This window comes from Prauserella sp. PE36 (genome assembly GCF_003311655.1).
GTDB classification, from domain to species: domain Bacteria; phylum Actinomycetota; class Actinomycetes; order Mycobacteriales; family Pseudonocardiaceae; genus Prauserella_A; species Prauserella_A endophytica.
In genome coordinates this window covers 1-21,302 of record NZ_QEQT01000034.1, presented here as the reverse complement: position 1 = coordinate 21,302, position 21,302 = coordinate 1, and the positions used below count along the sequence as shown (strand labels likewise).

General features: G+C 71.1%; 20 protein-coding genes, 1 tRNA gene and 2 pseudogenes. 20 read left to right on the top strand and 3 right to left on the bottom strand.

Annotated elements, in window-relative coordinates; all coding sequences use genetic code 11:
* Window positions 1-26 precede the first annotated feature (26 nt).
* Entirely contained in the window at window positions 27-1,703 is a 1,677-nt protein-coding gene (locus DI005_RS03500; protein WP_113641248.1) for a hypothetical protein, read from the bottom strand.
* Window positions 1,704-1,834: 131 nt separating this feature from the next.
* Here DI005_RS03500 and DI005_RS03495 point away from each other — a divergent pair.
* A tRNA-Thr gene (locus DI005_RS03495) sits at window positions 1,835-1,911 on the top strand.
* A gap of 44 nt (window positions 1,912-1,955) precedes the next feature.
* Here the strand turns inward: DI005_RS03495 and DI005_RS03490 are convergent.
* Entirely contained in the window at window positions 1,956-2,825 is an 870-nt protein-coding gene (locus DI005_RS03490; RefSeq protein WP_112264914.1) for a sigma-70 family RNA polymerase sigma factor, read from the bottom strand.
* Window positions 2,826-2,899: 74 nt separating this feature from the next.
* On the opposite strand from DI005_RS03490, the gene DI005_RS03485 reads away from it, so the two are divergent.
* The 5 genes from DI005_RS03485 to glyA all read left to right on the top strand — a co-directional run bounded on the left by DI005_RS03485 (window position 2,900) and on the right by glyA (window position 6,561).
* A complete protein-coding gene (locus tag DI005_RS03485; protein ID WP_113641247.1) occupies window positions 2,900-3,358 on the top strand; it encodes a carboxymuconolactone decarboxylase family protein in 459 nt (152 codons plus the stop codon).
* A gap of 10 nt (window positions 3,359-3,368) precedes the next feature.
* Entirely contained in the window at window positions 3,369-3,803 is a 435-nt protein-coding gene (locus tag DI005_RS03480) for a nuclear transport factor 2 family protein (protein WP_113641246.1), read from the top strand.
* Window positions 3,804-3,853: 50 nt separating this feature from the next.
* A complete protein-coding gene (locus DI005_RS03475) occupies window positions 3,854-4,381 on the top strand; it encodes a gamma carbonic anhydrase family protein (RefSeq protein WP_112264908.1) in 528 nt (175 codons plus the stop codon).
* A gap of 140 nt (window positions 4,382-4,521) precedes the next feature.
* Window positions 4,522-5,190: a hypothetical protein gene (locus DI005_RS03470; protein ID WP_113641245.1), complete on the top strand. Its 669-nt coding sequence runs from the start codon at window positions 4,522-4,524 to the stop codon at window positions 5,188-5,190.
* 102 nt (window positions 5,191-5,292) lie between these two features.
* Window positions 5,293-6,561, top strand: a complete 1,269-nt coding sequence (gene glyA, locus DI005_RS03465) for a serine hydroxymethyltransferase (RefSeq protein ID WP_112264905.1) — start codon at window positions 5,293-5,295, stop codon at window positions 6,559-6,561.
* Between the two features lie 57 nt (window positions 6,562-6,618).
* Here the strand turns inward: glyA and DI005_RS03460 are convergent, their stop codons facing one another.
* Complete coding sequence (locus DI005_RS03460; RefSeq protein WP_113641244.1) at window positions 6,619-7,134, bottom strand: inorganic diphosphatase; 516 nt, start codon at window positions 7,132-7,134, stop codon at window positions 6,619-6,621.
* A gap of 155 nt (window positions 7,135-7,289) precedes the next feature.
* On the opposite strand from DI005_RS03460, the gene dacB reads away from it, so the two are divergent.
* From dacB to folK, 14 genes and pseudogenes are all read left to right on the top strand, one after another.
* Window positions 7,290-9,161: a D-alanyl-D-alanine carboxypeptidase/D-alanyl-D-alanine-endopeptidase gene (dacB, locus tag DI005_RS03455; protein ID WP_233519973.1), complete on the top strand. Its 1,872-nt coding sequence runs from the start codon at window positions 7,290-7,292 to the stop codon at window positions 9,159-9,161.
* A gap of 21 nt (window positions 9,162-9,182) precedes the next feature.
* Window positions 9,183-10,241 carry a zinc-dependent metalloprotease gene (locus DI005_RS03450; protein ID WP_112264903.1) on the top strand — a complete coding sequence of 353 codons (1,059 nt, stop codon included), beginning with the start codon at window positions 9,183-9,185 and terminating at the stop codon, window positions 10,239-10,241.
* Window positions 10,220-11,185: a tRNA lysidine(34) synthetase TilS gene (gene tilS / locus DI005_RS03445; protein WP_112264902.1), complete on the top strand. Its 966-nt coding sequence runs from the start codon at window positions 10,220-10,222 to the stop codon at window positions 11,183-11,185. Before DI005_RS03450 ends, tilS begins: the two co-directional genes overlap by 22 nt.
* Before the next feature lie 35 nt (window positions 11,186-11,220).
* Window positions 11,221-11,775 carry a hypoxanthine phosphoribosyltransferase gene (hpt, locus tag DI005_RS03440; protein ID WP_112264901.1) on the top strand — a complete coding sequence of 185 codons (555 nt, stop codon included), beginning with the start codon at window positions 11,221-11,223 and terminating at the stop codon, window positions 11,773-11,775.
* A 146-nt stretch (window positions 11,776-11,921) separates the two neighbouring features.
* Window positions 11,922-12,290 carry a hypothetical protein gene (locus DI005_RS03435; RefSeq protein WP_112264900.1) on the top strand — a complete coding sequence of 123 codons (369 nt, stop codon included), beginning with the start codon at window positions 11,922-11,924 and terminating at the stop codon, window positions 12,288-12,290.
* 18 nt (window positions 12,291-12,308) lie between these two features.
* Complete coding sequence (locus tag DI005_RS03430; RefSeq protein ID WP_112264899.1) at window positions 12,309-13,664, top strand: hypothetical protein; 1,356 nt, start codon at window positions 12,309-12,311, stop codon at window positions 13,662-13,664.
* A gap of 3 nt (window positions 13,665-13,667) precedes the next feature.
* On the top strand, window positions 13,668-14,459 hold the full coding sequence (locus DI005_RS03425) for an ESX secretion-associated protein EspG (protein WP_113641243.1): 792 nt from the start codon (window positions 13,668-13,670) through the stop codon (window positions 14,457-14,459).
* 55 nt (window positions 14,460-14,514) lie between these two features.
* Window positions 14,515-15,306 (top strand): ESX secretion-associated protein EspG, encoded by a 792-nt coding sequence (locus DI005_RS03420; protein WP_113641316.1) that lies wholly within the window; start codon window positions 14,515-14,517, stop codon window positions 15,304-15,306.
* Window positions 15,307-15,537: 231 nt separating this feature from the next.
* On the top strand, window positions 15,538-17,967 hold the full coding sequence (ftsH, locus tag DI005_RS03415) for an ATP-dependent zinc metalloprotease FtsH (protein ID WP_113641242.1): 2,430 nt from the start codon (window positions 15,538-15,540) through the stop codon (window positions 17,965-17,967).
* A 58-nt stretch (window positions 17,968-18,025) separates the two neighbouring features.
* Window positions 18,026-18,253 (top strand): annotated as a pseudogene (locus DI005_RS03410) (GTP cyclohydrolase I); the annotation flags it as partial.
* A 969-nt stretch (window positions 18,254-19,222) separates the two neighbouring features.
* Window positions 19,223-19,567 (top strand): annotated as a pseudogene (folE, locus tag DI005_RS03400) (GTP cyclohydrolase I); the annotation flags it as partial.
* A gap of 35 nt (window positions 19,568-19,602) precedes the next feature.
* Window positions 19,603-20,406, top strand: a complete 804-nt coding sequence (gene folP, locus DI005_RS03395) for a dihydropteroate synthase (protein WP_112264894.1) — start codon at window positions 19,603-19,605, stop codon at window positions 20,404-20,406.
* Window positions 20,399-20,758, top strand: coding sequence for a dihydroneopterin aldolase (gene folB, locus DI005_RS03390; RefSeq protein WP_112264892.1), 360 nt, complete (start codon window positions 20,399-20,401; stop codon window positions 20,756-20,758). The genes folP and folB overlap by 8 nt, the downstream gene beginning before the upstream one ends.
* Window positions 20,755-21,246 (top strand): 2-amino-4-hydroxy-6-hydroxymethyldihydropteridine diphosphokinase, encoded by a 492-nt coding sequence (gene folK / locus DI005_RS03385; protein ID WP_112264890.1) that lies wholly within the window; start codon window positions 20,755-20,757, stop codon window positions 21,244-21,246. The genes folB and folK overlap by 4 nt, the downstream gene beginning before the upstream one ends.
* Window positions 21,247-21,302 lie beyond the last annotated feature (56 nt).

Below are 21,302 nucleotides of genomic sequence, written 5' to 3'. Positions count from 1 at the left end.
AAGGTGGCCTTCACTGCAGTTGGTGCCTACTCGTCGCGGGGGCGCGGTGACGGCTTGCGCGGGTCGGCGGCCGTGACCGGGGCGGGCCTGCGGCGGTACGGAAGGCCGGCCACGAGCACCGCTCCGAGCAGCAGCATCGCCGTGCCCGTCCAGAACAGCGGCACCGACGAGTACGCCGCGCTCGTGTACGCCAGCTTGTCGGGGCCACCCGGCTGCTGCTCGCCACCACCCGGCGGCGGCGGCGGGGCCTGCGGCGGCGTCGTGAAGCCGCACTCGACGCCGCCCTCCGGCGCGTAGGCCCTCGCGACCTGTTCGCCGAGGGACAGCTGTGCCAGCGACGACGGCAGGTTCTTCGCCGCCTCGGCGGGCAGGGCGTCCTTGAGCGCCTTCGTCGGCAGAATCTGCAGGTCGAGCAGCCTGGCCGAGGCGCCGAGCTGGAAACCCTTGAACGGCTCCTCCAGGTGCGTGCCCTTCTGGTCGAGGCCCGCGATGCTCAGCCGGAGCACGCCGAGGTCGGCCACGAACCCGTTCGCGGCGTCGGTCAGCGGCTTGAGCAGGCCGTTCGCCAGCTCGGCGACGCCGCCGATCACCGGCAGGTCCTTGGCGTTCTCGAAACCGGGCACCTGCTCAAGGCCCGGCAGCGGGATGCCGACCGGAATGTCCTTGGTCGGGTTCGCCGCGTCCAGCTCGAACAGCTTCTGGCCATTGCGCTCCACCGACAGCACCGGCGCCGTGTACTCGACCTTCGAGGTCGCTTCGTCACCGGTCGAGGTGACCGTCAGTGTCGGCTGGCTGGCGACCTTGATCGTCAGCCCGAGCGGGGTGCCCTTGAGGATGTTGATGTCGGCGGCCTGCAGTGTCGACGTCGACTGGACGGCTTTGCGGTCGGTGCCGGGGATGTCGACGAGCTGCACGGCCGAGCGCGTCGACAACGTGTTGGGCATGCTCAGGACCGAACCGGTGCCGTCGGCGTTCGGCTTGGCGCCGCCCGAGCCCGAGAGCAGCCCGCCGAGGCTCGCGAGCGGACCCGGCAGTGAGCTGAGGCCCTCCTTGAGCCGGGTGTCGGCGACCTGGCTCAGGTCGGGCATCGTCGGGATCACGTTCAGCAGCGAGATGCTCGCGACGGAGGTGCTGGCGTCGGAGATCGTGCCGACACACGGCCCCTCCGTGGGGCTCCACCGCGCGTGCGCGCTCCCGTTGAGCGCGCCGACGTTCAACAGCGGGTTCTCCGGCGCGTTGAACCCGGACGTCACGGGCTCCGGGTTGTCGGGCAGCGCCGTCTGCACGAGCGAGCCGGGCGTCTGCGGCGCGTTGCCCCCGACGGAGAGCCCGAAGGGCGAAGCCTGAGCGATCGCGCGCTCGTAGGTCAGGTAGGACTCGGAGTTGGCCTGAGCGCTGGAGATGCCGAACCCGCCCTCGAGCACCGACTGCCTCGGCAGCTCGTCCTCCATGCCGGGCAGAATCGCGTCGGTCGGCACCGCCTCCGGCAGCAGCCGCAGCATCCCGAGCGCCGTGCCCGCCTCGCCGACCGCCTTGCCCTTCGGCATCGGGTTGGGCGGCGAGGTGATCGGCGCCTGACCCGGATCGGCCGGTTCGGGAATCGGCGTCGTCGGGATCGTCTGCCCGGCCGCGGGCGCGGCTGACAGGAGGAGCACCGCAGCTGTGACGGGAAGTGCCAGCGTGCGGGGCAGGCGTCGGCGCATGTACCAGTCCTCCAGACCACCAGTGGGACCGCTCACGGAGGTGGGCGGTGTCCTGGCGTCCTAACGACCCAGGGGTGGAAAAGTGACGCGCGAGGGCATCGTTATACTGGGTTGCACCGGACGCGGTCCGGGCCGCCTTAGCTCAGTCGGCCAGAGCGGCTCACTCGTAATGAGCAGGTCAGGGGTTCGATTCCCCTAGGCGGCTCCACAAGATCGGGGCTCCTCGCGAACAGCGAGGAGCCCCGATCTTTTTCATGGCCCTGCCGGAAGGTCGAGCTGGGCGATGCGCTGCGGGTCGGCCAGGATGTTGATCTCCACGATCCTGCCGCCGCGCACCGTGGGGCTGAACACCGCGACCGGTTTGCCCCTGACCACCGAGACGAGCCCGAGCGCGCCGTTGACGACCGCACGGCGGGCCAGCGGGCCGGTGCGGGAGAACAGCAGCGCCTGCTTGGCCACGTTCTTCGCGCCACGCACCAGCCGCGACGGCGCCGCCGCGCCGGTGTCCACCCGCAACACCACGTCCGGGTCGAGCACGGCGACCAGCGCATCGAAGTCGCCCGCTCGCGACGCCGCCAGGAACGCGTCGATCACCTCGCGCTGGGCGGGCAGGTCGGCATCGGGCAGCGCCGCGCCCCGCACCCGGCGCCGCGCGCGGCTCGCCAGCTGCGTCGCCGTGGCCGGGGACCGTCCGACGATCGGGGCGATGTCGCCGAAGGGCACGCCGAACATGTCGTGCAGCACGAACGCCAGCCGCTCGGCCGGGCTGAGCGTCTCCAGCACGACGAGCAGCGCCAGCCCCACCGAGTCGGCGAGCACGGCCTGCTCAGCCGGGTCCGGCTCGGCGGCCGCGACGATCGGGTCCGGCACGTGCGTGTCGAGCGACTCCTCGCGCCGGGACTTGCGCGAGCGCAACATGTCCAGGCAAACCCGGCTGACCACAGTGGTCAGCCAGCCGGCCAGGTTAGCCACTTCGCTCGTGTCGGATCGGGCCAGCCGCAGCCACGCCTCCTGCACCGCGTCGTCGGCCTCGGTCAGCGAGCCGAGCATCCGGTAGGCCACCGCGCGCAGGTGCTCGCGATGGGCCTCGAACCGCTCGGCGAGGAAGTCGTGCTCGGCCATGTCAGGTTCCTCCGTCGTCATCCGTCATGGCGTTGACGGACCGAATCCGACCGATATGACAAGTGAGGACGAACATGCAGGCACGGATGACCCACCCCGCCTTTCTCATTCCCGCCGCGATGAAGGGCCTCCAGGCATACGGCCGCTCCGCGGACGACCAGGGCGTGCCCGCCACCACGCTGGAAATGGTTCACCTGCGGGCGAGTCAGATCAACGGCTGCAGCGTCTGCGTGGAGCTGCACGCGAACGCGCTCAAGAAGGCCGGCGAGTCCGACGAGCGGATCTTCGCGGTCGCCGCGTGGCGGGACGCGCCCTACTTCACCGATGCCGAGCGGGCCGCGCTGGAGCTCGCCGAGGCGACCACCCGGGTGGCCGACCGCGGCGACCCGGTGTCGGACGAGCTCTGGGCCGAGATCAGCAGGCACTACGACGAGCGGGGCATCTCCGCGCTGCTCATCGCGATCTCCGCGGTGAACGTGTGGAACCGGCTCAACGCCGCCACCCGCCAGCCGGCCGGCCAGTGGAAGCCTTAGGGAGGCACCGATGACGGAGCTCCGTGCTCTCTCCGACCGGCTCGAGATCGAGGCGTTGCGCGGTGAGTTCACCGACGCCGGGATGATGCGCGACTACGACCGGTTCGCGTCGCTGTTCACAGACGACGGAGTGTGGAAGATCCCCGGCGCGGGCGTCGAGCTCCGCGGCAGGGCGGAGATCCGCGCCGGGATCGAGCGGTTGCGAGGCGGCTGGGACTACTTCGTGCAGACCGTGCACCCCGGCTGGATCGGCATCGAGGGCGACACGGCGGCGGGCCGAGCCTACGTCGCGGAGTTCGGGCGCCTGCGCGATGGCGGCTCGCATTCGAACCACGCCCTCTACCACGACCGCTACCGGCGCACTCCGGAAGGCTGGAAGTTCGCCGAGCGCGTCTACGAGGTCAGGTATCTCGACACGACCCCGCTGGCAGGCTCGGCGCCGTAGTGGATCGCGCGACGCCCTGGCCGGGCCGATACCTGGCTAGGGTGTCGCACATGCCGATGTTCGCCTTCGAGGGCAAGACTCCGCAGGTCCATCCCGACGCCTGGATCGCACCCACCGCCACTCTGATCGGCGACGTTGTCGTCGAGAAGGGCGCCTCCGTCTGGTATGGCGCGGTGATCCGCGCGGATTTCGGCAGGATCGTCATCCGCGAGGGCGCCAACGTGCAGGACAACTCGGTGCTGCACGTCGGCGACGGCGTGTGCGAGGTGGGTCCGAACGCGACGGTCGGCCACTCGTGCGTCGTGCACGACTGCACGGTCGGTGAGCAGGCCCTCATCGGCAACCACGCGACGGTGCTCGACAAGGCCACGGTGGGCGCGCGCACTCTGGTGGCGGCGGGGTCGACCGTCCCGCCGAACGCCGAGGTGCCCCCGGACGTCGTCGCACTCGGCAGCCCGGCGACGAAGTTCCTGCCGCACTCGGAGTCCGCGCGTGGGTGGGTCGAGTACAACGCCGAGATCTACCGGCAGCTCGCCCGCAGGCACGCCGAGACCATCGAGCCGGTCGAAGAATCCTGACCCTCCACGTCAAGGGTCGACCTTCCCCCAAGGCCACCTTTGGTGCGTTCAACGCAACAAAGGTGGCCTTGGGGGCAGTCGGCACCTGGCGTTGGGGTGCGCGTCACCCGGTAGACCACCTCGGCTGGTAGACCGGCGGCGTGGACTGGGGCGCGTACGTCGACGGCTACTGCGAGCGGCTCGGTCCCGGGCTGTGGGGCGAGCCGCTCAACACCGTGAGCAACCTGGCGTTCCTTGCCGCCGCCGTGGCTGTGTGGCGGCAGGCGCGCGGCGCGACCGGGCCGAGGGTGCTCGCGGTGCTGCTCGGCCTGATCTTCCTGGCCAGCACGGCCTTCCACGCGCTCGCGACGCGCTGGGCCGGCGCCGCCGACACGTTCTTCATCCTCGTGTTCGTGCTCGCCTACACGGTGGTCTTCACCCACGTCTTCCTCGGCGTCCGCTGGGCGAGGGCGTGGCTCGCGGCGCCGGTTTTCCTCGCCTTCACCGTGGTCGTCACCGCCGCGCTCGCGCCGCTGGACTTCGACGGCGCGAGCTACGTCGCCCCCCTGCTCGGCCTCTTCGGACTCGCCGCGCTGCTCGCCACGGCGCGGAGCCGGCGCGTGCGCCGATACTGGCCGAGGTTCGCGCTGACCGGTGGGCTCTTCGGCGTCTCGCTGTCGCTGCGCTCCGCGGACCACTCCGTGTGCGGCGGTTTCCCGCCCGGCACCCACTTCCTGTGGCACCTGCTGAACGCCGTCGTGCTGTACGTGGTCTCCCTCGCTGCACTGCGGGAATGGGCCCCGCGTCCACTACCATCGAGGGCGCAGTAGCGACTGGCGCCATCGAGGTGGAGCACCACCGGGGAGCGAAACAGGGCCGGCACCGCGCGCCTGGGTGTCCGCACCGCCCTACGCATGCCAGGAGTCCGTGACATGACGCATCAGCCAGCGATTCCAACGTTGTCCTCCGCCGACCCCGAGATCGCCGGGTTGATCGAGGCGGAGGCCGCTCGTCAGCACGACAAGATCCGTCTCATCGCGTCGGAGAACTACGTGTCGCAGGCGGTGCTCGAGGCCACCGGCACGGTGCTCACCAACAAGTACTCCGAGGGCTACGCGGGCAAGCGCTACTACGAGGGCCAGCAGCTTATCGATCCCGTCGAGCTGCTCGCCATCGAACGCGCCAAGGCGGTGTTCGGCGTCGAGCACGCCAACGTGCAGCCCTACTCCGGCTCCCCTGCCAACCTCGCCGCCTACCTCGCGTTCGCGAAGCCCGGCGACACGGTGCTCGGCATGGCGCTGCCCGACGGCGGTCACCTCACCCACGGCTGGTCGGTCTCCGCCACGGGCAAGTGGTTCAACGCGGTGCGCTACGGCGTGCGCAAGGAGACCGGCAGGGTCGACCTCGACCAGGTGCGCGACCTCGCCCGCGAGCACCGGCCCAAGCTGATCTTCGCGGGCGGCACGGCCATCCCGCGCACCATCGACTTCCCCGCGTTCGCCGAGATCGCCCGCGAGGTCGACGCGGTGCTCGTGGCCGACATCGCGCACATCGCGGGTCTCGTCGCAGGTGGCGCGCACCCGTCGCCCGTCGGCCACGCCCAGGTGATCACCACCACCACGCACAAGACGTTGCGCGGTCCGCGCGGCGCGATGATCCTCTCCGACGCCGAGCACGCCAAGGCCGTCGACAAGGCCGTGTTCCCCGGCCTGCAGGGCGGTCCGCACAACCACACCACGGCCGCGATCGCCGTCGCGCTCGGCGAGGCCGCGAAGCCCGGCTTCCGCGACTACGCCCACGCGATCGTCGCCAACGCCAGTGCGCTCGCCGAGGCCCTCATCGAGCGCGGCTACGACCTCGTCTCCGGTGGCACCGACAACCACCTGCTGCTGGTGGACCTCACCAACAAGCAGATCGGCGGCAAGCCGGCCGCGAGGGCGCTGGACGAGGCAGGCATCGAGCTGAACTACAACACCGTGCCGTTCGACCCGCGCAAGCCGTTCGACCCGTCCGGCATCCGCCTCGGCACGGCCGCGATCACCACCCGCGGGCTGAAGCCGGAGCACCAGCCGCTGATCGCCGAGTGGATCGACCGCACCATCACCGCTGCCGTCGCCGAGGACACGGCGGCGCTGCAGAAGATCTCCGCCGAGGTCCGCGAGCTGCTCTCGGCGTTCCCGATCCCTGGCTACCGGGCCTGAGTACGCCGAACGCCCCGTGGCCTGCCGGCCACGGGGCGTTCGGAAGTGCCTTGGAGATCAGTGCTCGCCGTTGTCGGCGGCCTGCTTCTCGCGGCGCTCGGCCTCACGCTCGTAGGAGCGCTTGATCTCGGTCTCCGCGTCGACGCGGCTGACCCACGTGGAGCCCTCCACGCTCTTGGCGGGCTCGAGGTCCTTGTACACCTGGAAGAAATGCTCGATCTCGAGCTTGTGGAACTCGTTCAGGTGGTGGATGTCGCGCAGGTGCTCCAGGCGGGGGTCGTCGGAGGGCACCGCGAGGACCTTGTCGTCCGGGCCCTTCTCGTCACGCATGCGGAACATCCCGATGGCGCGGCACCGGATCAGGCAGCCCGGGAATGTGGGCTCCTGCACCAGCACCAGCACATCCAGGGGGTCACCGTCCTGGCCGAGCGTGTCGTCGATGAAGCCGTAGTCGGCCGGGTACTGGGTGGCCGTGAACAGGGTGCGGTCGAGCTTGATGCGCCCCGTCTTGTGGTCCACCTCGTACTTGTTGCGCTCCCCCTTGGGGATCTCGATCGTGACGTCGAATTCCACGCCGTCCTCGCTGCCTCGTCGCCTGCGTGCCGCGTCCGGGCGGCTCACATTGTCCAGTTACCGTCCTCACTAGTGTGGACCACGGATCGGACGGGTGCCGCACTGCTGGCCGCAAGTGTGACGTTGGCCCCGTCGAAGGCGGCGAGGAGGGGTGTGTGCCCGGCACGGACGAGACGCCAGAGCCCGCGTGGCCGTCGGCCGACCACGACACGGCAGGCGAGAACGAGCCGGAGGGCAGAACCCACGAGCTGCCGATGCCGAACGCGAGCCTGCCGGAGCAGCCCACGGTCTTCGTGCCCAAGCCTCCCGCTGCGCCGGTGCCCCGGCCGCAGCAGCCGCCACGCCCGCAGGCCCGACCCCAGCCCCGACCCCACGCACAACCTCAGCCACGGCCTCAGCAGGCGCCACCACCTCCGGCTCCGGATCCGCGACAACAGCAACAGCAACAACAACAGCAACAACAAACACAGGCACAGCCGGCGCAGGCCCCCGGGCGCATCGAGATCAAGCCCGCGAACGCTCACGCCGTGCCCATGCGGATCGAGCCGACCGGGCAGCAGCACCCCGCCGAGACGAAAGCCGAGGCCGGGGAGCCGCAGCGGGAGCCGGCCGCCGAGGGCCCGCCCAAGCGCGGGCGCCGCGCGTGGTGGATAGCCGGTGCGGCCGTGGTGCTCGTGGTGGCGCTGGGCGTCGCCGCGGCGTTGCCCTATGTCTCCAACCGCCTCGGCCTGCCGTGGGCTCCGAACGCGCCGAAGGGCGACCCGCCGCGGCCGATCGCCGTCAGCCGCGACCTCGCGGGCCCGTCGACCTCGGGTCCCGCGCCGACCCCCTCAGGGGTCTCGCAGGCCATTTCCGGGGCCGTGAGCAACCCGGCGCTCGGCACGCTCACCGGCACGGTGATCGACCCGGTCAGCGGCACGACGCTGTGGGAGAAGAACGCGGGACAGCCGATCACGCCCGCGTCCACCACCAAGGTCCTCACCGCCGCGGCCGCGCTGCTGGCCCTCGATCACGGCACCCAGTTCTCGACCAAGGTCGTCGAGGGCTCCCAGCCGGGCAGCGTCGTGCTGGTCGCAGGCGGTGACATCACCCTCTCCTCGCTGCCAGACGGGCAGGAGTCGGTCTACCGGGGCGCAGCGCACCTCGACGACCTCGTCGCCCAGGTGAAGGAGGCCACCGGCGGCGACGTCAGCCAGGTCCAGCTCGACCTCAGCGCGTTCACCGGGCCCACGTCGGCGGAGGGCTGGGCGCCAGAGGACGCGCCGTCCACGTACATGGCCCCCGTCGAGCCCGCCATGCTCGACGGCGGACGCAGCGTGCCCGACGACGACGGGTCGATGCGCACCGGCAGGCCCGCCGAACAGCTCGCCGGTGAACTCGCGAGCAGGCTCGGCGCGCAGGTCGCGAGCACCCCGGCCACCACGGCGCCACAGGGTGCCCGCGTGCTCGGCGAGGTGAAGTCAGCGCCGCTGACCGAGCTCGTCGACACCGCCCTGTCGATCTCCGACAACCTCCTCGCCGACGTGATCGCGCGGCACGTCGCGATCGAAGAGGGCGCCGAGCCGTCGTTCACCGGCGGCGCGCAGGCGACGCTCGACGTGCTCTCCCGCAACGGGTTCGACGTCACCGGAGTCGAGCTGAGCGACGGCAGTGGATTGTCCCTGCGCAACAAGGTCCCCGCGAAGCTGCTCGGCGAGCTGCTCTCGGTCGCGGCCGCACCGGACGGCAAGGGCGACCCGCGCACCGCGAAGCTGCGCCCGCTGCTCGGCGGCCTCCCCGTCGCCGGTGGCAGCGGCACGCTGGCCGAGCGCTACACCGAGGGCGCTGCCGCCGAGGGCAAGGGATGGGTCCGCGGCAAGACCGGCACGATCCCCTCCGACGGCATCAACTCCCTCGCCGGACTCGTGCTCGACACCGACGGGCGGGTGCTGGTGTTCGCGCTCATGACCGTGGGCTCGCAGACCGAGGCCGGACGGGCGGGGCTGGACGCGATCACGGCGACTCTGCGCGGGTGTGGCTGCGGCTGACGAACGGGTAGCGTCGGGAACGTGAACACGGTGAACCAGCAGTCGCAGGCGAATCCGCTGGTCGACTGGTCCGTGGCCGCTTCGGCCGGCGCCTACCTCGTGCGTGGTGGTCCCGTCGTGCCGAGGGAGGAGGCCGAGCGCGCGGTCACCGAGCTGCGCGAGCTGACCGTCGACGCGGAGCGGCACGTCCGCGACCTGACCGGCCTCGGCGCGGGGCTGCCGCTGCTGCCCGGTGACGTCGTCGACCGGCCGGGCTGGGTGCGCGCCGCCGCGGCCGGGCTCGACGAGCTCACCAGCCGCGCACTGCCGAGCGGACCGGGTGGCCCGTTGACGCCGCTCGTCGCGGGCGGCGCCGGCCTCCAGACCGGTGTGGTGCTGGCGTTCCTCGGCGCCCGCGTGCTCGGGCAGTACGACCCGTTCGGCGGCGAGGACAAGGAGGGCAGGCTCCTGCTGGTCGCCCCCAACGTCGTCACCGCGCAGCGCGCGATGGGCGTGTCCGGACGCGACTTCCGGCTGTGGGTGTGCCTGCACGAGTGCACTCACCGGCTGCAGTTCACCGCGGTCCCGTGGCTGCGCGACTACTTCGCCGACGAGGTGGCGGCGCTCGTCGGCGGGCTCGCCGACAGCGACGGCCTCGGCACCGTCCTCAGCAGGTTGCCCGAGACGCTCAAGGAGGCGCGGCGTGCCAAGTCGGACGGCTCGATGGGCCTCGCCGAGCTGCTGCAGTCGCCGCAGCAGCGGGCCGTCTTCGACAAGCTGCTGGCGCTCTCCACTCTGCTGGAGGGCCACGCCGACTACGTGATGGACGCCGTGGGCCCCGATGTGGTCCCCAGCGTCGCGACGATCCGCCGCCGGTTCACCGAGCGCCGCAAGGGCGGCGGCCTGCTCGACCGGCTGCTGCGCAGCCTGCTCGGCGTCGACGCGAAGATCCGGCAGTACGCGCTGGGCGCGAAGTTCACGAAGCACGTGATCGACGAGGTCGGCATGGAGGGTTTCAACGCCGTGTGGCGCTCGCCCGGCACCCTGCCGACCCGGGCCGAGATCAGGGATCCGCAGGCGTGGGTTCGCCGGATGCGCTGAGCGCCGTCCGCAGGGCCGTGCGGGACTTTCTGGCCCGCCACGAGTACCTGGTCGCGGGCGGAGAGCTGTTCGTCGCGGTTTCGGGCGGAGCCGACTCGCTCGCGCTCACCGACGCCGCCGCGCGGGCGGCGCACCGGGCCGGGCTGCGCCTGACCGCACTCGTCGTCGACCACCGGCTGCAGGACGGCTCCGCCGAGGTCGCCGCGACGGCCGCCGCCACCGCGCGCAAGCTCGGCGCCGACGAGGCGAGGGTGCTCACCGTGACCGTGTCCGGTCCCGGCGGGCTCGAGGCGGCCGCCCGCACCGCGCGCTACTCGGCACTGCGCCGCGCCCTGCCGGAGGAGGGCGGGCTCGTGTTGCTCGGCCACACCCGCGACGACCAGGCCGAGACCGTGCTACTCGGGCTGGGCCGGGGCTCGGGGCCGAGATCGGTCGCCGGGATGCGACCGCTCGACCCGCCGTGGGGTCGGCCGCTGCTCGCGCTGCCGAGGTCGGCCACCGCCCGCGCGTGTGCCGAGCTCGGCGTCGAGCCGTGGACCGACCCGCACAACGCCGACCCCCGCTACACGCGGGTGCGGCTGCGGCGCGAGGTGCTGCCCCTGCTGGAGGACGTCCTCAACGGAGGTGTCGCCGCCGCGCTCGCCCGCACCGCGGCGCAGTTGCGGGAGGACAGCGATGCCCTCGACGGCCTCGCCGCGGAGCTGCTGGAGCGGGCGCGCGACGGGGCGACGCTCGACGTGGGCGTGCTCGCGCAGGCGCAGGCGGCACTGCGGCGGCGTGCACTGCGCACGTGGCTTCTCGACGCCGGCGTGCGCGAGCTGACCGACGCCCACCTGCGTTCGGTCGACGCGCTCGTCGGTGAATGGCGGGGGCAGGGAGGCGTGTGGCTACCCGGCAATTTTGAAGCGCGCAGATCACGTGGAAAGCTCTGCGTGGAAGCGTGAAGGCTCCCGAACCCACCACAAGAGGGGACTGGCCCGTGTACGAAGGCGACATCGCCTCCGTGCTCATCACCGAGCAAGAGATCAAAGACAAGATCGCGGAGCTGGCCGAGAAGGTCGCTGCCGACTACCCGCAGGAAGGCCGGGCGTCGGACCTCGTGCTGGTCGGCGTGCTGAAGGGCGCGGTCATGTTCATGACCGACTTCGCAAGGGCGCTGCCCATTCCGGCGCAGATGGAGTTCATGGCCGTCTCGTCGTACGGCTCGGCGACCTCCTCGTCGGGCGTCGTGCGGATCCTCAAGGACCTCGACCGCGACATCGCGGGCAGGGACGTGCTGATCGTCGAGGACATCGTCGACTCGGGACTGACCTTGTCGTGGCTGCTCAAGAACCTGAGCGCCCGCAACCCGGCATCGCTCAACGTGGTCTCGCTGCTGCGCAAGCGCGAGGCCGTGCAGGTGGACGTCCCCGTGCGCTACATCGGTTTCGACATCCCGAACGAATTCGTGATCGGGTACGGGCTCGACTACGCGGAGCGTTACCGCGACCTGCCGTTCATCGGGACGCTGGATCCGAAGGTTTACTCCTCGTAGTCGCAGGTGAACGCATTGCGTCACCATCAGTGATGCGGAACCCTGAGCACCGAGAACGCGTCATACGGGCACAGCTGTTGCGTTAACCTAAGCGAAGATCACAGGCGTTTTTCTGGCTGTGCTGGGGACAGGAGAGAGCGGAAAAGATGGGGAACAGCAGCTACGCGGATGCCGCCGCGTTCCGGGCCGCGGCCGCGACCGGTCAGGTCGGCGTCGATCCCGACGCCGCACAGGGTGTGTTGAACAAGATCCGCACCGGCAAGGACGAGGTCGAGGCGCTGCTGGCGAACGCGGGAGCGCTCGCGACGCAGCCCAAGCTGGGAGCCAACCCGGTGGGCAACGCCATCGCCGCGAAGTTCTCTGAGCGCGCCGACGGGGGCGGCGACTCGTACGCGCAGGCGCTGCAGAACCTCTACACCCAGTACGAGCAGGCCGAGCAGGCCATCCTCACGGCGATGAGCCGTTACCACGAGATCGACGAGGCCGGCGCCGACCCGTTCCGCGGTCAGGCGTAATCCAGGGGGAGCGAAGACATGGCATTCGAGAACTCCGGTCAGCCGCAACCGGGCTCCACGGTTCCGCTGGGGGACAACTCCGAGGTCGCGGACATCGTCCAGCAGGCGAGGGGCCGTGCCGACGGCTTCGCATACGGCGACGACCGCGCGATCGGCGACCGGCCGAACTGGCACGCGCAGGAGAGCCAGCAGCTCTACAACTTCGCCACGGTCAACAACGAGCCGGGCACGGCCGAGGAACTCGGCCATTCGTGGTCGAACCACAGCGCGAGCCTCAGCAGGGCCTCCGAGGATCTCTACAACGCGATCTCCGAACTCGGTGCCGCGTGGATCGGCCAGGGTGCCGGTGCGGCGCAGGGCGCCCTCGTCGGCATCGCCAACTCCAGCGCGCAGGCCTCCGAGGCGGCCAACACGATGAGCTCGCGGCTCGCGCAGCAGGCCGCGGCCGCCGCCGAGCTGAAGAAGATGCCGCAGCCGGTCGAGTTCGACCCCGGTCAGCAGACCGCGGCCATGCTGGCGGGTGGGCCCGCCGCGATGGTCAAGGACATGAAGCCGCAGTTCGACGCCGCCAACGACGTGAAGGCCCAGCAGGTCGCGTACCTGGAGGCCTACACCACGGCGATGTCGGAGATCGACGGCACGACCCCGAGCTTCGGGCCCGAGTCGCTCGGCCTCAAGCCGCTGGCGGGCACGTCCGGCTCGTACGCGGGCCCGGTCGGCGGCGTCGGCGGCTACGGGGGCCCCGGCGCGGGTGCTCCCGGCGCAATGCTCGCCGGCCTCGGCGCAACCCCGCCCATCGTCACCCAGGGCGCGGACAACGGCGTCGCCGCCTCCGGCTTCACCGGTGGCCCGCACCAGGCGCCGCCGCAGGCGCCCGCCGCGGCCGCACCGGCTCCGGGACCGGGCGCGGGCACGGGCACCGGGGCGGGCTCCGTTCCCGCCGCACCCCCGGCGTCCAGCGGCGGTCCGAACCTCGCCGCGCTCGGCGGCGCGGTCGCCGGTGGCGCTCTCGGCTACGCGGGGGCCCGCTCTCTGGCCAAGGGCAGCCGCAGTGGCAGCACCAAGCAGTCGTCCACCGACACCACGGCCTCGGGCAACAGCCAGCAGGCAGGCAGCGCCGCCTCGGTCGCGCCGCAGCAGCAGGGTGTCGTGAACCCGGCGGGCACCATCGGCGGTGCCGCCACGCCGCCCGCCGCCCCGATGGGGGGCATGGGCGGTATGGGTGCTGGTGCCGCGCAGCAGGAGGAGGACAAGGAGCACACGCACGCCTCCTTCCTCATCGAGGCGGACCCCGACGAGACCTTCGGCGCCACGCAGGCCACGCCGCCGCCGGTGCTCGGCGCCTGGGGACCCGACGACGACGAGGAGCGGTAGGCGGTGTCGGTGCGGCTCACTCCGCTGGAGTTCGACTTCCTGTGGGAGTCCGCCGGCATCGGTGAACTGCCCTACCCACTCCAGGTCCGCTCCCACGGCGAGACGATGGAGGAGCGCGCCACGCTGCGCCAGCAGGTGCTCGCCGAGCTGGCGCGGCGCGGCATCGTCGACGACCAGGGCAGGCCGCAGCCGCACATCGAGGACCTGCTCGGGGTGATCGCCGGCTCCGACGTGAGCCTGGACTCCGTGCAGATCAGCGCGCCGAGCGCCGAGCCGCAACTGGCCGTCGTCGCCGCGCTGGGCTCGCAGGGCACCATGCTGATCAGGGATCCGCAGGGGTTCTTCGTCGACCGGGTGCCCTCGGACGGGCTCGCGAGCGCGATCGTCGGCCTGCTGCCCGCCGCCCCGCGTGGCAAGGAGAAGTCGATCACGGTCCCGCTCGAGCAGCTGCTGTCCGGGCCTGGTGTCGACTTCATGCAGCGCAGGGCGCCCTCCCCCGACGGAGGACGGGCGAGCGTGGACGAGGACCGCAAGGCGCTGGCCCGGCTGCACGCGCAGCCGCGCCAGCGCGGTGGGCAGATCGGTGCCAACGCGCGCAGCCGCACCGGCAGCAAGAGCCGGATGCCAGTGCTGAGCTGGTTCGACACCGAGACCGGGCGGTACTTCACACAGGCGACACGGGGCCGGGACGGTCGCGACTGGATCACGATCGCGCCCGCCGACGCCGCGACCCTGCGGCACCGGCTCTCCGAGATGCTGGCCGGGGCGGTGAGCTCCACCGCGGCACCGCTCTGAGCCCGACCCCGTCAGCTAGTCTTCCCAGCGAACCGTGGCTGACATGGGGAGGATCGTGCCCACGCAGGAGTTCTTCACGCCGGTCGCCTTCGACTTCCTCTGGGAGTCGGCCGGCATCGGTGAGCTGCCTTACCCGCTGCGGGTCCGCTCGCACGGCCGTACCGAAATGGAGCGCAGGGAGCTGCGCAGGCGCGTCGACGCCGAGTTCGCCGCCCGCGGCATCCAGGACTCGCCGGTCGAGGAGTGGCTCGCGCTGCTCGCGCGGCCGTCGACCAGCATCGACGCGCTGTTCATTCCCGAGTTCCAGGCCCCGCCGGTCGGGGCGCTCGCCGCCTCGGACGGCAGGCAGGCGGTGCTGGCGATCCAGGACGCGAGCGGTATCTGGCTGCGCCCGATCTACCCGGAGGGCCTCGCGTCCGCGGTGGTCGAGCTGCTCCCCCCAGCGCCGCGCGGCAGCGAGGCGTCCATCACGCTCCCCATCGACGAGGCGCTGCGCACACAACCCGCTCGCTCCGGTGTCGTGGCGGGTACGTCGGCGTCGGCCGAGAGAGGTGGCGCACGCAGGCGCACGGGCCTGTCAGAGCGGACCACCGACCCCCGTCAGGCGTACGCCCAGCTGATCGCGCAGCCGAGGTCGCGTGGAGGTCAGCTCGCCGCCAACAGCCGTGACGACCTGGGCGGCAAGCGTCGTTCGGCGGTGCTCGCGTGGTTCGACACGGGCACGGGCCGCTACCTCAGCCTCTCCCGCGCCGGCACCGACGGCAGGGAGTGGGTGACGGTGTCGCCCGCCGACGCGAAGACCCTGCGTACCCGGCTCGGCGAGATGGTGGCGACCGTCTCGCGGTAGGGGTGACGGCTCCGTTCGCGCCCGCGCATTGAGTTGCGTGTCAGCCGGTGGGAACATCGGGTCGCTGGTGGCCGTTGTCCTCCTGGAGGATCGCCCGGCTGCCTCGTCAGGCCGGGCGGTACCCTGGTGGGACGGCTAACCCCGTGCCCATCGCAGTTGTCAACACCGTGACGGCGGATGTGACATGTACCGCCTAGCCAGGGAGGGTCGAGGCCACCACGGCCGGATCTAATGGACCGCAAGCGCCTGCTCAAGAACCCACTGCTGTGGATAGTCGCGGTTCTGCTGCTCTATTTCGCCTTCAGCATGATCTTCGACAGCGACCGCGGGTACACACACGTACCCACGTCGCAGGCCGTCCAGCAGATCGAGTCCGGCAACGTCACGGAAGCGAACCTGGAGGACAAGGAACAGCAGCTCAAGCTGCACCTGGCCGACGCGATCGAGGTCGACGGCCAGCAGGTCAACCAGGTCATCACCAAGTTCCCTGCGGGTGCCTCGGGGCAGCTGTACAACGGGCTGATCGACGCGCGCAACGGCGACTCGGGCGTCCGGTTCGACACCACCGTCACGCAGGACTCGTTCTTCACGCAGCTGCTCATCTACATGATCCCGCTCGGGATCCTGCTGCTCCTGCTGATGTGGATGATGAACAACGCGCAGGGCGGCGGTAACCGGGTCCTCAACTTCGGCAAGTCCAAGGCCAAGCAGCTCAACAAGGACATGCCCAAGACCACGTTCACCGACGTGGCCGGCGCCGACGAGGCCGTCGAGGAACTGCACGAGATCAAGGACTTCCTGCAGAACCCGGCGCGCTACCAGGCACTCGGCGCCAAGATCCCGAAGGGCGTGCTGCTCTACGGCCCGCCCGGCACCGGTAAGACGCTGCTCGCGCGTGCCGTCGCCGGTGAGGCGGGCGTGCCGTTCTACACGATCTCCGGTTCCGACTTCGTCGAGATGTTCGTCGGTGTCGGCGCCTCCCGCGTGCGTGATCTCTTCGAGCAGGCGAAGCAGAACGCGCCGTGCATCATCTTCGTCGACGAGATCGACGCGGTCGGCCGCCAGCGTGGCGCCGGCCTCGGCGGTGGGCACGACGAGCGCGAGCAGACGCTGAACCAGCTGCTCGTCGAGATGGACGGCTTCGACTCGCGCGGCGGGATCATCCTCATCGCCGCCACCAACCGGCCCGACATCCTCGACCCGGCGCTGCTGCGCCCCGGCCGCTTCGACCGGCAGATCCCGGTGTCCGCGCCCGACCTGCGCGGCCGCAGGGCGATCCTGGAGGTCCACTCCAAGGGCAAGCCGTTCGCGCAGAACGTCGACCTCAGCTCGCTGGCCAAGCGCACCGTGGGCATGTCCGGTGCCGACCTCGCCAACGTGATCAACGAGGCGGCGCTGCTCACCGCGCGGACGAACGGCAACGTCATCACCGACGCCGCGCTCGAGGAGTCGGTCGACCGCGTGATCGGCGGACCCGCGCGCAAGAGCCGGATCATCTCCGAGAAGGAGAAGAAGATCACCGCCTACCACGAGGGCGGGCACGCGCTGGCGGCGTGGGCGATGCCGGACATCGAGCCGGTCTACAAGCTCACGATCCTGCCCCGTGGCCGCACCGGTGGGCACGCGCTGCTCGTCCCCGAGGACGACAAGGAGCTGATGACCCGCTCCGAAATGATCGGCAGGCTCGTTTTCGCGATGGGCGGGCGCACCGCCGAGGAGCTCGTCTTCCACGAGCCCACCACGGGTGCGGTCTCCGACATCGAGCAGGCGACCAAGATCGCCAGGGCGATGGTCACCGAGTACGGCATGAGCCCGCGCCTCGGCGCCGTCAAGTACGGCCAGGAACAGGGCGACCCGTTCCTGGGGCGCTCGGCGGGCAGGCAGGCCGACTACTCCCTCGAGGTCGCGCACGAGATCGACGAGGAGGTCCGCAAGCTCATCGAGACCGCCCACACCGAGGCGTGGCAGGTGCTCAACACCTACCGCGACGTCCTCGACGAGTTGGTGGTCGAGTTGCTGGACAAGGAGACCCTGCAGCGCAGGGACCTCGAGCGCATCTTCGCGACGGTCGAGAAGCGCCCGCGCATCACCGCCTTCAACGAGTTCGGCGAGCGGCTGCCCTCGGACAAGCCGCCGATCAAGACGCCGGGCGAGCTGGCGATGGAGCGGGGCGAGCCGTGGCCGCCGCCGCAGCCGGAGAAGGAGCGGGAACCGGAACCGGAGCCGGAGAGGGAGCCGGAGAGGGAGCCGGAGCCCGAGCCCACGCCCGTGGCGACCGCGCCCGGCGGCAGCGACCTGCCCGGCGGTCCGCCGTACAACAATCCGAGGCCGAGCAACCCGCCGTCGTCGTACAACCCGTACGCGCCGCCGGGTGGCGGCAGCGGTGGGTACCCGAACGGCACCCGCAGGCACAACGGCGGCCACGGCCAGGGCTCGCGGCCGCAGCAGCCCTACGGTGGCGGACAGTCCGGCGACTACCCCGCCGGCCCGCCGAACTACGGCGCGCCTCCGGGCTGGACCCCCGCCACCTCACCCGGTGGCAGCAGGCCCAGCCAGCCGTGGCGCCCCGCGCCCGGCAACGGTCCCGACCCGGCGCAGCCGCAGGGCGGCCAGCATCGCCAGGGCGATCCCGACGATCAGGACGGTCACCATCGGCAGTGAGTTGAGCGGCAACGGTCACGGGGCGCTGAACGAGGACACCCCCGTGGCGACGGGCCGGATGTTCGATCAGGCACGTGCGGAGAAGGCGGTGCGCGAGTTGTTGCTCGCGTGCGGCGAGGACCCGGACCGCGACGGGCTGACGGACACGCCGGCCCGTGTCGCGCGTGCGTACCGGGAGATGTTCGCGGGGCTCTACAACGACCCGGACCACGTGCTGGACCGGACCTTCGACGAGAGCCACGAGGAAATGGTGCTCGTCACCGACATCCCGATGTACAGCACCTGTGTGCCGAGCAAGCAGACTGTCAATGCGGTCGGCGGGCGCAAGCAGGCTCGTGAGGTCGAGGTCGGTGACAAGCTGTGGACCCTGGCCGGAGGCCGGGTCGAGGAGACCACCGTGGTCGGGATCAGCTCGCACCAGACGCGCGAGCTGGTCGAGGTGAAGACCTCTGGTGGGAGCTTCGTCGTGACCCCGGACCATCCGCTGGCGACGCCGGCTGGCTGGATGGAGGCCAAGGATGTCGAGGGCACGTTCATCGAGTGGACGTCGGCCAGGAAGCTGTGCCGGGACCGCTGGAGGCCCACCCTCGGTTACGACTTCGGCTACGTCGTCGGCAGTGTGTGTGCTGACGGGACCGTGGCGGAGCGGTACGTCTCGCTCGTCGTGAACGACCGCGACTACGCGAAGAAGTTCGCCGAGTCGCTGTACCGCGCCTTCGGTGTCGACGCCGAGCTCGAGCCGGTCGAGCGTCCCTCCGGTTACCTCGGGCGGCCCGTCCCGGGCTTCCGGGTCAGGGTCGTCTCGTCCTACCTCGCCGACCTGCTGAGGCAGTACGTCGGCGGCGATGCCCACCATATGAGGCAGCGGTTCCCGATGGTGGTGCTGAACGACCGGGAGACCTTCAACGGCTTCCTCGACGGGTACATCGACGGGGACGGCTGCCGCAGCAAGCAGAGTGCCGGCCAGATCGTGGTCAGCGGGAACACGGCGTTTCTCGAGGATCTCGCGACCGTGGTGGGTGCCCGTTTCACGCCGAAACTCGACCGGGCCTCGCACCTGTACATCGCGGACAGTTGGTTCCGGCGCCACGGTTTCCCCCAGGACGACTACGCGACGGACCTCATCGAGTCGGAGTACGTCGAGGTCGAGTCGGTCGAACCGGTGACGGCTACCGGCGCCAAGCCGTACACGGTTTACAGCTTCAAATGCGAGCCGCACCCGACGTTTTTGATCGCCGGTCATTTGACGCACAACTGTGAACACCATTTGGTGCCATTCCACGGCGTCGCGCATGTCGGTTACATTCCCAATTCACAGGGCAAGGTCACGGGACTGTCCAAACTGGCCCGGCTCGTCGACCTCTACGCCAAGCGTCCGCAGGTGCAGGAGCGGCTCACCTCGCAGATCGCCGACGCGCTCGACCGCAAGCTCAAGCCGCGCGGCGTGATCGTGATCGTCGAGGCCGAGCACCTGTGCATGTCGATGCGCGGCATTCGCAAGCCCGGTGCGCGCACCACCACGTCGGCCGTCCGTGGGTTGCTCAAGACCTCGGCCTCCTCGCGGGCGGAGGCGCTGGACCTCATCAAGGGCCGGCGGTGACCGAGCGGCTTCCCTCGCCGGGCAGGTGCGCCGTCATGGGCGTGCTGAACGTCACCCCGGACTCCTTTTCGGACGGTGGCCGGTACCTGAGCCGGGAGGACGCGCTCGCGCACGCACACGCGATGTGGCGGCGGGGCGCCGACATCATCGACATCGGCGGCGAGTCCACGCGGCCCGGTTCGCAGCGCGTCGACGCGGAGACCGAGACGGCGCGGGTGCTGCCCGTGGTGCGCGCGCTCGCCGCCGACGGGCTCGTCCTGTCCGTCGACACCACGCGTGCCGCCGTCGCCGCGGCCGCGATCGAGGCGGGCGCGCAGGTGATCAACGACGTCTCCGGCGGGCTCGCCGATCCGGACATGGCGAAGGTCGCCGCCGAGACGGGTGCGCCGTTCGTGCTGATGCACTGGCGCGGCCACAGCAAGGACATGAACGCGCTGGCCGAGTACAAGGACGTCGTCGCCGAGGTGCGCGACGAGCTGTGCGCGCGGGTCGACGACGCGCTCGCCGCGGGCGTCGCCACGGAGGCGATCGTGCTCGACCCGGGGCTCGGCTTCGCCAAGCGCGCCGAGCACGACTGGGCCCTGCTGCACAGCCTCGACGTGTTCCTCGACCTCGGCTTCCCGGTGCTGGTCGGGGCCTCGCGCAAACGTTTCCTCGGGCGGCTGCTGGCCGACGCCGAAGGCGAGCCGCGCCCGCCGTCCGGCCGCGAGGTCGCCACAGCGGCGGTGTCGGCGCTCGCCGCGCAGGCCGGCGCCTGGGGCGTGCGGGTGCACGACGTCGGCGCTTCGCTCGACGCCGTGAAGGTGGCCGCCGCCTGGCGGGAGGCGTCCGGTGGGTGACCGGATCACGCTGACCGGCCTCAAGGTCTTCGGCCGCCACGGCGTCTTCGACCACGAGAAGCGCGACGGGCAGGAGTTCGTCGTGGACGTCACGGCCTGGCTGAGCCTCGCGCGCGCAGCCGCGTCCGACGAACTGGCCGACACACTCCACTATGGCGAGCTGGCGCAGCTCGTGGCCGGCATCGTGGGCGGCGAGCCGTACGACCTCATCGAGAGCGTCGCGGGCCGGATCGCCGACGAGGTCATGGAGGACGAGCGGCTCTCCGCGGTCGAGGTGACCGTCCACAAGCCCTCGGCGCCGATCCCGCTCGACTTCGCCGACGTGGCCGTGACCGTCCGGCGTGACCGATGAGCAGGGCGGTCCTCTCGCTCGGCTCCAACCTCGGCGACCGGCTCGGCTACCTCCGACTTGCCGTCGACGGCCTTCGGGACGTGCTCGTCGCCGTGTCCGGGGTGTACGAGACGGCGCCGTGGGGCGTCGAGGACCAGCCTGACTTCCTAAACGCCGTCTGCGTCGTGGACGACCCCGCCCGCGACCACTGGGCGTGGCTGCGGAAAGGGCAGGAGCTGGAGCGCCAGGCCGAGCGAGTGCGGGAACAGCGCTGGGGCCCGCGCACGCTCGACGTCGACGTGGTCACCGTCGACGGTGTCCGCTCCGACGATCCCGAGCTGCTGCTGCCGCACCCCGGAACCGGCGACCGCGCGACCGTGCTGATCCCGTGGCTGGAGATCGACCCCGAGGCCGAAGTGCCCGGCAGGGGCAGGGCGGCCGACCTGCTCGCCGCCCTGCCGGAGCCCGACCGCGCCGGGGTCCGCCTCCGCGAGGACCTGATCCTCTAGTGCCCCCCGCCGGAAGTTCGCCACATAATTCGGCGGCCCAGCTTCCCGCCGGCTGC

Bases quoted from the DNA above. Each gene is read 5' to 3' on its own strand.
- DI005_RS03500 (WP_113641248.1), bottom strand. From the start codon at position 1,703: ATGCGCCGACGCCTGCCCCGCACGCTGGCACTTCCCGTCACAGCTGCG.
- DI005_RS03490 (WP_112264914.1), bottom strand. From the start codon at position 2,825: ATGGCCGAGCACGACTTCCTCGCCGAGCGGTTCGAGGCCCATCGCGAG.
- DI005_RS03485 (WP_113641247.1), top strand. From the start codon at position 2,900: ATGCAGGCACGGATGACCCACCCCGCCTTTCTCATTCCCGCCGCGATG.
- DI005_RS03480 (WP_113641246.1), top strand. From the start codon at position 3,369: ATGACGGAGCTCCGTGCTCTCTCCGACCGGCTCGAGATCGAGGCGTTG.
- DI005_RS03475 (WP_112264908.1), top strand. From the start codon at position 3,854: ATGCCGATGTTCGCCTTCGAGGGCAAGACTCCGCAGGTCCATCCCGAC.
- glyA (WP_112264905.1), top strand. From the start codon at position 5,293: ATGACGCATCAGCCAGCGATTCCAACGTTGTCCTCCGCCGACCCCGAG.
- DI005_RS03435 (WP_112264900.1), top strand. From the start codon at position 11,922: ATGGGGAACAGCAGCTACGCGGATGCCGCCGCGTTCCGGGCCGCGGCC.
- DI005_RS03430 (WP_112264899.1), top strand. From the start codon at position 12,309: ATGGCATTCGAGAACTCCGGTCAGCCGCAACCGGGCTCCACGGTTCCG.
- ftsH (WP_113641242.1), top strand. From the start codon at position 15,538: ATGGACCGCAAGCGCCTGCTCAAGAACCCACTGCTGTGGATAGTCGCG.
- folP (WP_112264894.1), top strand. From the start codon at position 19,603: ATGGGCGTGCTGAACGTCACCCCGGACTCCTTTTCGGACGGTGGCCGG.
- folK (WP_112264890.1), top strand. From the start codon at position 20,755: ATGAGCAGGGCGGTCCTCTCGCTCGGCTCCAACCTCGGCGACCGGCTC.